Below are 12695 nucleotides of genomic sequence, written 5' to 3'. Positions count from 1 at the left end.
AAATGAATCAATCGGGAAACTATGATATACTTTACGCGGAAGATAATCCGAATGATGCGGAGTTGACTTTACGAGGTTTTAAAAAAAATAATTTAGTAAATCAAGTTTTTCATGTAAAAGATGGTGAAGAAGCTTTAGAATTCCTTTTTTGTAGGGGGAGATATGAAAGAAGAGATTCGGGAGGAAAACCTCTGTTCGTACTTCTGGACCTGAAAATGCCTAAAGTGGACGGATTGGAAGTATTAAGAGAAATCAAATCCGACGAAAAATTGAGGGCTATCCCGGTCGTGATGTTAACTTCTTCTGCTGAAGAGAAAGATATAGTAGAAAGTTATAAACTAGGTGTTAATAGTTATATTATAAAACCTGTAGAATTTGAAAAACTGATCATAACAGTATCTGAAATAGGACAATATTGGTGTATATTAAATAAATCGGTGCATTGAGATGACAGCCCTAAAATTCCTATTTTTAGAAGATTCTTCTACCGATTTGGAGTTAATCCAGAGGGAACTGAAAAAGGGAGGAGTAGATTATATTCCCGTTCATGTTCAGGATAGAGATGAATATCTAAAAGCGATTGAAGACGAAAAACCAGACTTTATTTTTTCGGATTACTCACTTCCTAATTTCGATGGTTTGTCCGCACTTTCCATTGCGAAAGAGCAATGCCCAACCACTCCATTTATATTCGTATCAGGAACATATGGAGAAGATGCTGCAATCCAAACTTTAACTCGGGGTGCTACTGACTACGTATTAAAAGACAGACTCGTTAAGCTTGTGCCCGCTTTAAGAAGAGCGATACGTGAAATAGAAGAACATCAAGCATTACGTAGAGCTGAGCAGGAAAAATTTGAGATCGAAGAACAACTCAGACAGAGCCAAAAAGTAGAGGCTATGGGTTTTCTCGCCGGCGCTATGGCTCACGAAATTAACAATCCGATCATGGCGATCATAGATTACGCACAACTTATATCCAAGGGAGAACTGGATCCAGATAAGGTCCAAAAGATATCTTCTAAGATCAAAACGGAAGGAGAAAGGATCTCCATAATGGTCAAGGATCTGCTTAGATTTGCAAGGCATGAGAAGGGAAACTTCGAACCTGTAAGCGTATTTGCATTAGTGTCCAAAGTAAGATCGATCGCAGAACAGAGAATGAAAATGAGTCGGATCGAGTTGGAATTACATATCGATACCGCTTTGCCATCCGTTCTATGTAAAGAAGGACAGATATTGCAAGTGCTTTTGAACCTTATAAACAACGGGATCGATGCGTTAAACCAACGTTATCCGGAATACAATGAAGATAAACGTATGATCATACAAGCTAAGCCTGAAGAGATCGGCGGCAAATCTTGGATTAGGATTACGGTAGAAGATCAAGGTTCTGGAATTCCTCAGGAAATCGCTAAGTCCATATTCAATACTTTCTTCACAACAAAGGGCGCGGATAAGGGAACAGGTCTCGGACTTTCTGTCAGTCTAGGCATTGTAAAAGAGCATGGATGGTTCCTATCTTTTGAAAGTATGCCAAATGAATACACTCGCTTTTTTCTAGATTTGCCTGCCGTCTAACCTGGATTTTAGGACCTTCTTTGCGATTTTATTGTCAAATAATTATTACACACTGGTTATACTAGATGATGGAATCGGCTGAATATACAGACTTAGTTTCGGAAAAACCTTTTGCGGATCTGGATTTAAGGATCGGTAAGGTAATCGGTTTTGAGATAGTATTGGATCACGGCGAGAAAGCATATCGTCTGATCCTCGATTTTGGAAAAGACTCAGGCATTCGTAAATCGAGTGAACCTATTCTTTCTTTGGGAGAAGAGAAAGAATTTTTGGGCAAACAAACTTTGTGCGTAATGGACTATCCTTCTGCAAACGTGGCCAGAATGAGAGCACAGGCTTTATTCTTAGGATTTTTGCAAGACGAGGGAGAGTTCAGTAAATCGGACGCAATTAGTTTCGTTCAATTGGCTTGCTAAAATAAATTTTTCGACTTGTAGGGCTTCACTCGAGGCCGCTTAATATATAAATATCCGCTTCTTTCCCCTTGACCTAGTTCGCTTTTTCTGTATAGTGAACGCTCCCGAGATCAATTCGAATCAATTTTATGCCATACAAACCAACAGAACCCAGTATGAAGCTGGGAAAATTTGCAGTTTCTTTCGCGAGAGATACTTCTCTCGGAGTTTTATCCGGAGTAAAGTCCGCGCTTGCCGGCTCTTTTGAATGGTGCGCCAAAAGTTTATCTGAAATATCTACAACACCTTTGGTTCAAGGTACTCAGTTGGGGGAATTCCTACAGAATACCGGAAAAACATTAGGGGAGGCTGGGAATAAAACGGAAGAAGGATTATCAAAGGCATTCGAATCTACCGCCCAAGCAATGCATACAGCCTTAGAAGCATTGAGTAGCGCGGAGTCCAAGATCCAGAGAAAGGTATTCGAGAATATTTCAGTATCTAGTATCGTGGGAGAATCTTTTGCAGGATTCGTGACTACTTCCGAGATCCAAGGCTCTTTTAGATTGAATGGAGAAGATGTAAGTCCGGAAAGAGTGATAGAAGATTGGAAAAAATCAGGATCCAAAAAACCGATCCTATGTATTCCGGGATTATTTTGTGACGAGGGACTTTGGATAAACAATGGAGAAGTTCCTTTCTCTGAAATTCTATTAAAAGAAAATTATTATCCTTTTTACCTAAGATTTAATCCGGGCGCTCATATCTCCGACAACGGATCTAAACTTTTGGAGTTGTTTAAAAAACTTCTTGAGGATCAAGAACTCCAAAAAAACAAATTCGATATCGTCTCTTATAGCCAAGGAGGACTTATACTTAGGAGCGCTTTGTATAAATCGATAGAAGAGGGAAAACCTCTTTCTTCTAATATTAGGAAAGTATTATTTATTAGTTCTCCCGATGGCGGTTCTTATATAGAAAAAGTGGGATTTTGGCTGGGCTTAAGCGCCGAGGCGATGCCTATATTTCCAGTCCAGCTTGTAGGATATATCGGAAACCAAAGAAGTGATGCAATGAAAGATCTCTCTCACGGGATTATCCGGGAAAAAGATTGGAAAGAAGGAACACATCTTTCTAGATACGATAAAGGAAAATACTTCGGAGAATTGGACGATATAGACGCATATCAAATCTATAGTTTTGTTTCTGAAGAAGAGGGGGATTGGTCTTCCTGGATCGGTGATGGGATCGTAGAGAAACCTAGCCTTACACTTTTGAGTGATCCTGTACTTAGAAAGAAAACAAATCCGGAAAAAAGAGTAAAACTTTTAAAGGGATTATCTCATTATCAGATAATGCCTTCTCCCGAATTAAGAGAATATTTTTTGGAGATATTTAAAGAAAGTTGATCGGTCATTTTGCCCAACCTTTCTTTTTGAATTCTTCATATCCTAATTTTAATGCGTCTTTGATCTGAGAGAAAATGATAGGATCTTTCTTTTTTATATAAAAGCAACTTTTGCCTTTTAAACACTTAAGAAGTTCCGGCTGAAAAATTCTTTTCATTTCAGGTTTTGCATAAACGGGCATAAAATAAAACCCAACATAACCTTTTTGTACGAGAAGCCCTGCGAAATAAACTTCGGGTTTCTTTTTACCTTTTATTTCTATCTCCATTTCGCTGACTAAACCGTATTGTCCGCCAGTTCCTCCTCTTTCTTTGATGCTTCCTTTTTTATAAGGTTTCATTAACTTTTTAAGGCTATTGAAGATCGGGACTAATTCAGGTTGCCCAGGAGATTTGTCTTGATATTTGATCCCCTTCTTCGCAGGTTTTGAGGTCTTCTTCTTTGCAGGCATAGTTTTGCATTTTTTACGTTTAATCTATGGAAACAAGTTATTTTCATTTAGGATCGAGGCGTTTATTAAATACGGATAGTAGCATAAAAGCGAGCATTATAAGTCGATTTCAAAGTATATTAAATATACATAATGTATTTATCCGTACTTAGTGAACTCTGTTTGTTTGCCTTCCCACTAATTTTAATAGTTTATTAAATAACGGTTGTTCTTGATAAAAACATGCCTATATAAGGGGTATATAAGAAGAAGTTTGTTACAAGTTAAGGCCGGGAAATAATATGCTCCACAGTAAGTAAAAAGGTGAATGGAAATGAAGAGAAAATTAACCCTGCTTTCTGCTTTGTTGATTTGTTTGTCTTCGACAAGCATATTTGCAAGTAGAGGGGCGGTAACTGAAAGCCCGATAGATATATTCGAAAAATCTGCGGAAGCGAAATCCTTATCAGTCCAAAGACAAGTCCAGGTGGCTGCGAATTTACCAGTCCATAAGGCGCTGTTCTACGGAACTCATAACTCCTATAATAGTAAAGCATACGCGGGGCCATTTTTCTCGTACGCTTTTCCAAATCAACAGTTGTCTTTGACCGACCAGTTGAGATTGGGAGCTAGATTTATAGAATTAGATATTCATTATTATCTAAGCACAAACTTCAAAAACGATTTCTTACTCTGCCATGCAAAATCGGATGATTTAGGTTGTAACGTGTTCGATCGTCCTGCGAGTAAAGGTTTGGAAGAAATTCGTAACTGGATTTCTCAACCACAAAACAGGAACGAGGTTCTGGTCCTTTATTTTGAAGATTATCTGGATGGAAGACAAGACGAATTCCTAGGGATCGTAAGAAGTTACCTAGATCCATATTTATATAGATATAGCGGTTCTTGCGGAGATATTCCGAACGCAGCAAATATGCCTAAACTTAAGGACATCGTTTCTTCCAATAGAAGGATCCTTATGATGAGCAATGGTTGTTACGACGGAGCATGGAATCAATACTCTAAGAGAATTTTCTTCGGAAGTAATACCATCAGTCCAAAAGCATTCCAAGGTTATCCAAGCTGTAATTGGTCCAGAAACGTTTATGATAACACCATGACTCGAGTGTTTAACGATAGTACAAATTATTTCGGGATTTATGACGGGGTCAAAGAAAGCGGTGTATTCACAAATGATAATATAGCTCAAATGTTAGCTTGCGGTATTAGCGTGTTCGGAATAGATCAATTTAGTCCCGATTTTGCAAAACAAGGACTTTGGTCTTGGGATAACGCGGAGCCGAATGATTACGGTGGAGCAGAAGACTGTCTTCAAATCGTAGGAAGCGGACGTTGGAATGACAATAAGTGTTCGAATAGTTATCGTTATGCTTGTAAGGATCCAAGTGGAAATTGGGCGATCACTGATGCTTCCGGAAACTGGGCGAACGGAAAAAGTGCATGTTCTTCCAGAGGATGGACATTCTCTTCTCCAGTTACTCCTTATGAGAATAAAAAACTCCAAGAAGCAAAGAATACGAAAGGAGTATCCGAGGTTTGGGCAAACTTAACTGACCAATACTCGGAAGGATATTGGGAAGCAGGAAGATAATCCTAGCCTAACTATCTTTCCTTAATATAAGAACGGAAGTCTTCGGAAATCGGGACTTCCGTTTTTTTATACGTTTCAGTTATGGAAGGATTTTATGATCCTTTAGATCTTTTTTGGAAAGCTCCGTGACTTTTAAGATCGTTTTCAGATCAAAGTTCAAAGAGATCATTTTCCTTGCGATATTCAATTTTTCTAGTTTCACTCCTCTTCTAAAACCTTGTCTGTTTAATCTTTCTGCAGTTGTCATAATTTCCTCTTTATAATAAGATCTTTCGGTTTGGTTTAAAACGGATAGGATATCTTCTACCTTTTCTTTTCGAACACTGAATACGTATGATAATCCTTTTTTCAGAATGGATAATCGTTCTGATTCGGAATCGATGTTCTTAAGTTCTTGAAATCCTTTGTAAAAACTTTTCAAAAAAACGGATTTATTTGCTCGGATATTTTGTGCAAGATAGAGGGAAAATTTTAAATTAGGTTGAGAAAAGAAGGAGGGAATATCTATCTCGGATAATGGAAAGAGAAGTATTTCGAAATCCGGGATATAAGGATGAAGTTGCGGATTTCTTTTTGCATCTAGCTCGAATTGATCGATGAATCTTTTCCCTGAATCCCATTTATTTTGAGCCTGATAAAATATAACCGGAATGACTACAGAGAGGGAATTTCTATTTTGAGATTGGTTTTTATAGATTTCCGTTAGATATCCTAAAATTTGTAGAAAGGCTTTCGTATCTCGATAAGATTTATGTTCGAATAGAAGATAAATTTTTGCAGAAGATCCGGAAGATAATCCTACGGAGAAGAGAAGGTCAACTTCTCTCTGTTCTAAATTTTCTAACATAAATTTGTTATCCGCGGAATGAAATTCTTTCCAATCCAGTAATCTCGAAATTTCCTTTGGAAGACTCGTTTTAAAAAAGGAAACTGCATTCTTCTCTTCTTTAAAAATATCTCTAACAAAACGATCATGAGGATTTCGGAAAACTTCCATTTGCATGGAACTTCCGTTTTAGAGATGCTTAGTCAACGGTAATTCCTAACCATAGGCCGGAATATCGATTCCAACTTGAAATCAAGAAGAATATAGTAGAGAATAGCAGAATGAAAAAAACTGTATTTATCACCGGCGCCGGACAGGGGATCGGAGCCTTCTTGAGCCTTGAATTTGCAAAATTAGGATATCACGTTTTTAGCATGGACTTGGGAGATGGTAAGTATCTTCTTCAAAAAACTTCGGAAGAGGGGTTGGAAGATCGGATCTATTTCCAATCGGGGAATGCAGGAAAAGAGGAAGATGTCGAAAAATCGGTGGAAGTATGTATCCGAAAATTCTCCCAGTTGGATGTACTTATCAATAATGCGGGTAAATTTGTATCTAAACCTGTCGAAACCTTGAGCTGGGAAGAATGGAGCCAAGTTTTACATTCCAATTTGAGCTCCGTCTTCTTACTTTCAAAATATTGTGTCCAATATCTGAAAAAGACAAAAGGAAGTATTATAAATATCGCATCTACTCGGGCATTTCAGTCGGAACCAAACACTGAGGCTTATTCCGCTTCTAAGGGTGGAATTGTCTCTTTAACACATTCTCTTGCGATCAGTCTTGGCCCGGAAATTCGGGTCAATTCGATAAGCCCTGGATGGATCGATGTGAGGCAATATCGGATAGGAGGAGAAAATTCTCCCGAACTAAGCCTTTTGGATCATTCACAACATCCTTCGGGTAGGGTCGGGGAACCTGGAGACGTATTTCGGACCGCTCTTTTTTTGGCAGATCCGGAGAATAAGTTTATCACCGGTCAAAATTTTATCGTGGACGGAGGCATTACGAAAAGGATGATTTACGAAGAATGAAAGTTTTATGTCGGTCTCTGTAGGAATTCCGACAAAATCCTCGAGGAAACGTTTAGGGTTATGAACCAATCTTTCTTTAAAATTTTATTCGCCGAAGATAACGAAAGTTCTGCCGAACTTCTCATCCATTATCTAGAACGGTTCAATTTCGAAGTAGACCATGTAGTGGATGGAATGGCTGCGGAATTGAAATTAAGAAAAAATAAATACGATTTTATCCTTTTAGACAATATGATGCCCGTTCTTTCCGGGGCTCGGTTAGCCAATAAGGTTCCGGATCTGAACAAAAATACTCCGATCATTCTGCTCACTGCAAGTAATGAAAAAGAAGAAGTGATCTTAGCCGCCCATAGTAAACAGCTCGTGGGTTATATTCTGAAACCTTTTGATCCAGACAAACTTCTCGTAAAAATCGTCTCCGTTCTGAGAATTCCGGCGGATATGATCGTTGATAAGAAAAAATTCCCGTTCTCTATAGAAAGAACTCAAAACGTTTCCTATGGAACTGGGGTAAAATTGAACGGATGCCCGTATCAGAAAAACGCGGAAAAAATCGCCCAGGAGATCGCGTTTGTAATGAAAGAATTGCCCGGATCTCGGAAGTTTTTCATCGAAGTATCCGAAGAATTCTATTATCATAAGAAAGCCCAGGAAATACTTACTTCTCTGATTACTCGTTTAGCCTCCAAATACGAGATAAAAGAAGAGGATATTCTGATCCTTTCCCCTTAATTTTTTTGGAACCGGCCTTTTCGCCTCCGGTCCCAGGAGCATAAAGAGGAGAAATTAATGTTTCGCAAAATTTCGAAAATAACCGCGATTTTGTTGGTGCTGGGGACTGTTGGTCTTTTGACTCAAGGTTGCCATCATAAGTGGATGTCCCACGAGAAAAGAGCCAATTATATCGTCAAAAAACTTAAGTCCGAATTGGATTTAACTGACGCACAAGCAGCAACTTTGGATAAGATCAAAGAAGACGTTCTTGCTAAACGTAAAGAACTGAAAATGACAGGACCTTTCCTTCCGAAAGAAGCTGTGGAAGAACTTCGTGCAGATAAATTGAATCCGGACAAATGGAATAAATTGGGTGAAGAAAGAGAGAAAAAGATCGCTACTCTTAGAGTATTCTTCACCAAAAAAGCGGTCGAGTTCCACGCAGTATTAACACCTGAACAAAGAGGTAAGCTGGCGGATCTAATCCTTAAGTTCCAAAGTAAATTTGATAAGGACGACGAGGATTAATATCCGGAGTTCTCGGAGGTAAAATGGGAGAGGCAGAATTTTCCCGCTTCGTAGAAGAAACAAGGGAGATCGTCTTAGCGGCGGTCTCCCGTTACTTGTATGAACGCTTTGCATACGCGATAGACGATGTCGCGCAGGAAACATATCTTCGCGCTTATAAGGCATTACAAAAAGGTCAATTCAGAGGAGATTCTAAATTGACCACTTGGTTATACACGATTGCCAGAAACGAATCCATTCGAATGAATGAAAATTTGGTGAGAGAAGAGACCAAGGCTGAAAAAGCCGGAAAAAGATCCGAAGAAGATTCCAGAGTTTTTGCGATAGAAAAAGATTCCGAAGTTATGGAAGATCTTCCAACTTGGGAAAAAGCAAAATTATGGATCTCGAATTTACCGGAAGCGTATAGGAGTGTGATCCAATACTATCTGTCCGGTTATTCCGAAAAGGAGATCGCGGAAGCTCTAGGAGTTCCTACAGGAACAGTAAAATCTAGAGCAGCACGCGGAAAGGAAATGTTAAGGCGAATGCAAAACTCCGAAAAAAGAGAAGGAGGGGAAGTATGGGGAAAATATTAAAAGATTGTCTGCCTATGAAGGATGAGATCGAGAAAAGGAAGATGGATCCAAACTGGTCCAGAAATCTCGCGTCTTGTGTGATCCAAAGATATACGGAAGAATCCGAGAATTCCAAAAAGGTAATTCAATTTCCGATTAGAAAAGTTTTGGCGGCAGCTGCCGCTCTCCTCTTGGGACTTTCTATCGGTTGGTATTCGCTTACAAGTCAGACGAATACCGAAGATGAATATTATCTTGGGATCTCTTCTATTCTAGAAGGTGAATCTTATCTTTCTAGTTTAGAAGAATAGATCTTCCAAATGCGGGCCTCATTCGGGGCCCGTTTTTTATTTCTTACCCGGAATCATAATTCCGGAAAAAAATCAAAAAAACGTAATCATTCTCGCATCTTAGCGACCTGTTTTCTTCAAGTTCCCAGGAGGAAAATCAGAATGAAAAATCTATCACTTACAGTTTTGGATGGTTATTTAACTTCGGACCCGGAGTTGAAAAAGACACAAAACGGAAAATCAGTCACAAATTTCACCGTAGCGGTAAACCATAATTACAAACGATCGGATGGAGAAGAATCCGAGGTTTCGTACATGGATATAGAAGTTTGGGAAAAATTAGCGGAGGTATGCTCCGAGTATCTCAAAAAGGGGAAAAAAGTGACGATTGTCGGCCAGCTAAAACAGGATCGTTGGAAAAATCAAGAAGGCCATAGCCGTTCCAAGGTCAAAGTAATAGCGGATGAAGTACGTTTCGATAGTTTCGGAGAAAGAAAAGAAAAAGAAGCAGCCTAAGTTACTCCTTTCATTGGGTGGGATTTCTAATCCCACCTTTCTTGACGGTTAGGCTATATCTTAGGTTTATGTAGGAAAAGATGCTTACGATTATTTGGATGGCCGGGCAACCCGGGAAAATATCTGACTTAAAAAGAATAAGCGAGGCGGATTGGGAACTTCTGCAGAAAGACCTTCCGGCTAACGCAAAAACACTGATTGATTGTGATGAAGACACTCTATTGGTTGTTCATCCGGAACTTTCCGAAGCGGATCTTATCGAAATTAAAAGTTTTGAAAATCTAAAATTCACAAATGGTTTGATCCCTGTTATCGCTCAAGACCTTCAGGGGAATATACTCATGCAAGCGTTCTCCAATTTGGAAAGTTTAGAATTAAGCCTGAAAGAATCCAAGGGGATCTATTTTAGCAGATCCAGGAACGAAATATGGAGAAAAGGGGATACTTCCGGTCATATCCAAAAATTGAAAAGGATCCTTGTTTCTAAAGCGGGAGATTTTGTTGTGTACGAAGTGGAGCAGGAAGGTGCAGCCTGTCACGAAGGATACTATTCCTGTTTTTTTAGGGAGCAGGATAAGAATGGGGTCAAAAACTTAGTTGCAAGCGTTCCTTTTTTAGGGAAGTAGAGGTTCCGTAAATTCGGGACTTCGCCGATAGAAATACTAGGCACACGGGTATGATTTTTAAGAATAAATTCGTTGTAAGATTAGGTGTATTGCTGGGCATTCTTGCCGTTTTAGGACTTCTAGCATTTTTCATTGTAGATGAGATCAAAGGTGGCGCAGTCGGTGCCGGCCAGGTCAAAGTAGATATCATTATAGAACCTGGAGATTCTCCTGGGGAAGTTACAGAAAATCTTTCCAAAAACGGACTGATCAAGTCTTCCACATATTTTCTTTTTCTGATCAAAGCGACTCGTTCTGCCGGAAAGATCAAAGCAGGTCTTTACGAAATTAATGACGGAATGGATTCCAGAAAAGTGTTGCAGGTCATCACGGAAGGAAAAGTTAAATTAGTTACATTTACAGTTCCGGAAGGATATAATAACCGTCAGATCGGAGATCTTTTAGTTAAGAAAAACTTAATTAAGACCAGAGCAGATTTTTTAAACGCAGCTTCCAGAACCGAATTATTGAGAGAATTTAAGATCCCTGCGAATAATGCGGAAGGATATCTTTTCCCTGAGACTTATAGTGTTCCTGTGAATTTTCCTGTGGATAAGATCGCAAGAATGATGATCAAAAGATTTTTTGCAAGACTCGAAAAGGTCCCGAATGCAAAAGAATTGGATCCGAAAAAACTGCATGAATTAGTAGTTCTTGCCTCTGTAGTCGAAAGAGAAGCTAAGAAAAATGAAGAAAGACCTTTGATGGCCGGTGTTTTTCTAAATCGTTTGAAGCAAGATATTCCTTTGGAATCTTGTGCTACGATTCAGTATTTATTCGACAAACCACATCCACGTATTTTTGAAAAGGATCTAAAGATCGTTTCTCCTTATAATACTTATATGAATAAGGGATATCCGCCTGGGCCTATCTCCAATCCGGGACAACCTTCTTTGGAAGCTGCGTTGATGCCGACTCAGACGGAGTATTTATTCTTCTTATTAAAACCGGATGGTTTCCATTACTTCTCTAAAAGTTTTAAGGAACATGCCGAAGCTAAGAAAAAATACATCGATGTTCTTTACGAATAAGGTACCGGTATGAATTCTCCTGTCGAAGAAATCGTTTCAGTTACGGAACAATTGAAAGAGGTCCAAAAAGCTTTGGACCTTTTCAAGGAAAAACAGCAGAAAAGGGAATCTGCGAGCGACGCGGCCGTAGAATTCGTAGAAAAGGCGAGCTTAGTTCTCGATCGAGCCGAAAGAAAAGAGATCCGTTTGACAGAAGATCAAAAACGAAGGATCCGAAATAATCTTTTAAAGATCCGTTCTTCTTTGGTAAAGAACCAAGAAAATTAATCGTATTGCCTCTTTCTTATATTCTGAAAATAGCTTTAGTTGATTTTTTTAATAAAAATCTGTCTTAAAACTATCGCTCGATTATATAATCAATGATCCTTTTCGCAGATATTTGAATTGTAGAATCGATCGTTTGGAATAAATACTATGGAAGATTTCTTAACTGGTGCATTTATAGTATTCGCCGCACTCGCTATTCTTTCCTTTATAGCTGGCTGGATTTCGATGATTATCATCGCTAAGAAGGTAAGTGATACTTGGGTAATTTTTTTAGTCATAGCGCACTTGCCTACTCTCGTTATCTTTTCAATTTTACATTGGAGTCATGCTAAAAAGAGGATCTGGCTCTATTTGCTCGCAATCGGCTTTGGCTTATGTTGTATTCCTCTAAACAAGTGGCAGGGGACCATACTCGCAGAAAATTTGACAAAACAAGTTGAAACAAATCCGAAAGACCCAGAACTTCATTTCAAATTAGGTCAGACATTATTATCAATCGATCGCAATGAAGAGGCTATAGTCCATTTTCAAAAGGCAACCCAATTAGTACCGAATAGCCTGACATATGCGATGTATCTTTCCAGGTCATACCGCAAGAATTCAGATTTCAAAAATATACTTATAACTTTTGAACCTTTTCTTCCTTTGAATGATGATTTGCATGAATCCGTATATTCGGAAGTTTACTGTAGATTGGAAAAAGCTTATAGAGAAGAGGGTTATAACGATATTGCGAATGAGTATTTAGCACATTTTGCCCAGACCGGTTTTACCTGCAGATCGGATTGATCTTTTCTGCAGCGGATCGCCTCTTTCTTATATTCTGTCCCATATTTCACC

At 38.9% G+C, this 12695-nt stretch carries 17 protein-coding genes; 15 read left to right on the top strand and 2 right to left on the bottom strand.

Annotated elements, in window-relative coordinates:
- The first annotated feature begins 2 nt into the window (after positions 1–2).
- The 4 genes from EHQ64_RS12945 (at position 3) to EHQ64_RS12930 (ending at position 3385) form a co-directional block, all read left to right on the top strand.
- Positions 3–446, top strand: coding sequence for a response regulator (locus EHQ64_RS12945; protein WP_135649889.1), 444 nt, complete (start codon positions 3–5; stop codon positions 444–446).
- 1 nt (position 447) lies between these two features.
- Positions 448–1581 (top strand): hybrid histidine kinase/response regulator LvrB, encoded by a 1134-nt coding sequence (lvrB, locus tag EHQ64_RS12940; RefSeq protein ID WP_135649888.1) that lies wholly within the window; start codon positions 448–450, stop codon positions 1579–1581.
- 65 nt (positions 1582–1646) lie between these two features.
- A complete protein-coding gene (locus EHQ64_RS12935) occupies positions 1647–1997 on the top strand; it encodes a CsaA family protein (protein WP_135649887.1) in 351 nt (116 codons plus the stop codon).
- Positions 1998–2152: 155 nt separating this feature from the next.
- Positions 2153–3385, top strand: a complete 1233-nt coding sequence (locus tag EHQ64_RS12930; RefSeq protein ID WP_135649886.1) for an esterase/lipase family protein — start codon at positions 2153–2155, stop codon at positions 3383–3385.
- 4 nt (positions 3386–3389) lie between these two features.
- On the opposite strand, the gene EHQ64_RS12925 is transcribed toward EHQ64_RS12930, so the two are convergent.
- On the bottom strand, positions 3390–3836 hold the full coding sequence (locus tag EHQ64_RS12925; RefSeq protein ID WP_135649885.1) for a DUF1801 domain-containing protein: 447 nt from the start codon (positions 3834–3836) through the stop codon (positions 3390–3392).
- Positions 3837–4149: 313 nt separating this feature from the next.
- Here EHQ64_RS12925 and EHQ64_RS12920 point away from each other — a divergent pair, with 313 nt between their 5' ends.
- Complete coding sequence (locus EHQ64_RS12920; protein ID WP_210410855.1) at positions 4150–5427, top strand: phosphoinositide-specific phospholipase C-related protein; 1278 nt, start codon at positions 4150–4152, stop codon at positions 5425–5427.
- 79 nt (positions 5428–5506) lie between these two features.
- Here the strand turns inward: EHQ64_RS12920 and EHQ64_RS12915 are convergent, their stop codons facing one another.
- Positions 5507–6424 (bottom strand): Rpn family recombination-promoting nuclease/putative transposase, encoded by a 918-nt coding sequence (locus EHQ64_RS12915; protein ID WP_167882402.1) that lies wholly within the window; start codon positions 6422–6424, stop codon positions 5507–5509.
- Positions 6425–6534: 110 nt separating this feature from the next.
- Here EHQ64_RS12915 and EHQ64_RS12910 point away from each other — a divergent pair, with 110 nt between their 5' ends.
- From EHQ64_RS12910 to EHQ64_RS12865, 10 genes are all read left to right on the top strand, one after another.
- Entirely contained in the window at positions 6535–7287 is a 753-nt protein-coding gene (locus EHQ64_RS12910; RefSeq protein ID WP_135649883.1) for an SDR family oxidoreductase, read from the top strand.
- 60 nt (positions 7288–7347) lie between these two features.
- Positions 7348–8019, top strand: coding sequence for a response regulator transcription factor (locus EHQ64_RS12905; protein ID WP_135649882.1), 672 nt, complete (start codon positions 7348–7350; stop codon positions 8017–8019).
- Between the two features lie 57 nt (positions 8020–8076).
- Positions 8077–8529 carry a Spy/CpxP family protein refolding chaperone gene (locus tag EHQ64_RS12900; RefSeq protein WP_210410854.1) on the top strand — a complete coding sequence of 151 codons (453 nt, stop codon included), beginning with the start codon at positions 8077–8079 and terminating at the stop codon, positions 8527–8529.
- Positions 8530–8552: 23 nt separating this feature from the next.
- Positions 8553–9107 (top strand): RNA polymerase sigma factor, encoded by a 555-nt coding sequence (locus EHQ64_RS12895; RefSeq protein WP_135649881.1) that lies wholly within the window; start codon positions 8553–8555, stop codon positions 9105–9107.
- On the top strand, positions 9092–9397 hold the full coding sequence (locus EHQ64_RS12890; protein WP_135649880.1) for a hypothetical protein: 306 nt from the start codon (positions 9092–9094) through the stop codon (positions 9395–9397). The genes EHQ64_RS12895 and EHQ64_RS12890 overlap by 16 nt, the downstream gene beginning before the upstream one ends.
- 141 nt (positions 9398–9538) lie before the next feature.
- Positions 9539–9892 (top strand): single-stranded DNA-binding protein, encoded by a 354-nt coding sequence (locus EHQ64_RS12885; RefSeq protein WP_135649879.1) that lies wholly within the window; start codon positions 9539–9541, stop codon positions 9890–9892.
- An 80-nt stretch (positions 9893–9972) separates the two neighbouring features.
- Positions 9973–10518: a phosphoribosyl-AMP cyclohydrolase gene (locus EHQ64_RS12880; protein WP_135649878.1), complete on the top strand. Its 546-nt coding sequence runs from the start codon at positions 9973–9975 to the stop codon at positions 10516–10518.
- 50 nt (positions 10519–10568) lie between these two features.
- A complete protein-coding gene (gene mltG / locus EHQ64_RS12875; RefSeq protein WP_135649877.1) occupies positions 10569–11588 on the top strand; it encodes an endolytic transglycosylase MltG in 1020 nt (339 codons plus the stop codon).
- Between the two features lie 9 nt (positions 11589–11597).
- Positions 11598–11855 (top strand): hypothetical protein, encoded by a 258-nt coding sequence (locus EHQ64_RS12870; RefSeq protein WP_135649876.1) that lies wholly within the window; start codon positions 11598–11600, stop codon positions 11853–11855.
- A gap of 147 nt (positions 11856–12002) precedes the next feature.
- Positions 12003–12644, top strand: coding sequence for a tetratricopeptide repeat protein (locus EHQ64_RS12865; RefSeq protein ID WP_135649875.1), 642 nt, complete (start codon positions 12003–12005; stop codon positions 12642–12644).
- Positions 12645–12695: the final 51 nt, after the last annotated feature.

It is taken from the genome of Leptospira sarikeiensis, assembly GCF_004769615.1.
GTDB lineage: Bacteria > Spirochaetota > Leptospiria > Leptospirales > Leptospiraceae > Leptospira_B > Leptospira_B sarikeiensis.
This window is presented reverse-complemented; position numbering and strand designations above follow the sequence as displayed.

Coding starts and splice junctions, on each gene's coding strand:
- EHQ64_RS12900 (WP_210410854.1), top strand. CDS start 8,077: ATGTTTCGCAAAATTTCGAAAATAACCGCGATTTTGTTGGTGCTGGGG.
- EHQ64_RS12915 (WP_167882402.1), bottom strand. CDS start 6,424: ATGGAAGTTTTCCGAAATCCTCATGATCGTTTTGTTAGAGATATTTTT.
- lvrB (WP_135649888.1), top strand. CDS start 448: ATGACAGCCCTAAAATTCCTATTTTTAGAAGATTCTTCTACCGATTTG.
- EHQ64_RS12890 (WP_135649880.1), top strand. CDS start 9,092: ATGGGGAAAATATTAAAAGATTGTCTGCCTATGAAGGATGAGATCGAG.
- EHQ64_RS12920 (WP_210410855.1), top strand. CDS start 4,150: ATGAAGAGAAAATTAACCCTGCTTTCTGCTTTGTTGATTTGTTTGTCT.
- EHQ64_RS12870 (WP_135649876.1), top strand. CDS start 11,598: ATGAATTCTCCTGTCGAAGAAATCGTTTCAGTTACGGAACAATTGAAA.
- EHQ64_RS12935 (WP_135649887.1), top strand. CDS start 1,647: ATGATGGAATCGGCTGAATATACAGACTTAGTTTCGGAAAAACCTTTT.
- EHQ64_RS12895 (WP_135649881.1), top strand. CDS start 8,553: ATGGGAGAGGCAGAATTTTCCCGCTTCGTAGAAGAAACAAGGGAGATC.
- EHQ64_RS12885 (WP_135649879.1), top strand. CDS start 9,539: ATGAAAAATCTATCACTTACAGTTTTGGATGGTTATTTAACTTCGGAC.
- EHQ64_RS12925 (WP_135649885.1), bottom strand. CDS start 3,836: ATGCCTGCAAAGAAGAAGACCTCAAAACCTGCGAAGAAGGGGATCAAA.
- EHQ64_RS12945 (WP_135649889.1), top strand. CDS start 3: ATGAATCAATCGGGAAACTATGATATACTTTACGCGGAAGATAATCCG.
- mltG (WP_135649877.1), top strand. CDS start 10,569: ATGATTTTTAAGAATAAATTCGTTGTAAGATTAGGTGTATTGCTGGGC.
- EHQ64_RS12910 (WP_135649883.1), top strand. CDS start 6,535: ATGAAAAAAACTGTATTTATCACCGGCGCCGGACAGGGGATCGGAGCC.
- EHQ64_RS12930 (WP_135649886.1), top strand. CDS start 2,153: ATGAAGCTGGGAAAATTTGCAGTTTCTTTCGCGAGAGATACTTCTCTC.
- EHQ64_RS12905 (WP_135649882.1), top strand. CDS start 7,348: ATGAACCAATCTTTCTTTAAAATTTTATTCGCCGAAGATAACGAAAGT.
- EHQ64_RS12865 (WP_135649875.1), top strand. CDS start 12,003: ATGGAAGATTTCTTAACTGGTGCATTTATAGTATTCGCCGCACTCGCT.
- EHQ64_RS12880 (WP_135649878.1), top strand. CDS start 9,973: ATGCTTACGATTATTTGGATGGCCGGGCAACCCGGGAAAATATCTGAC.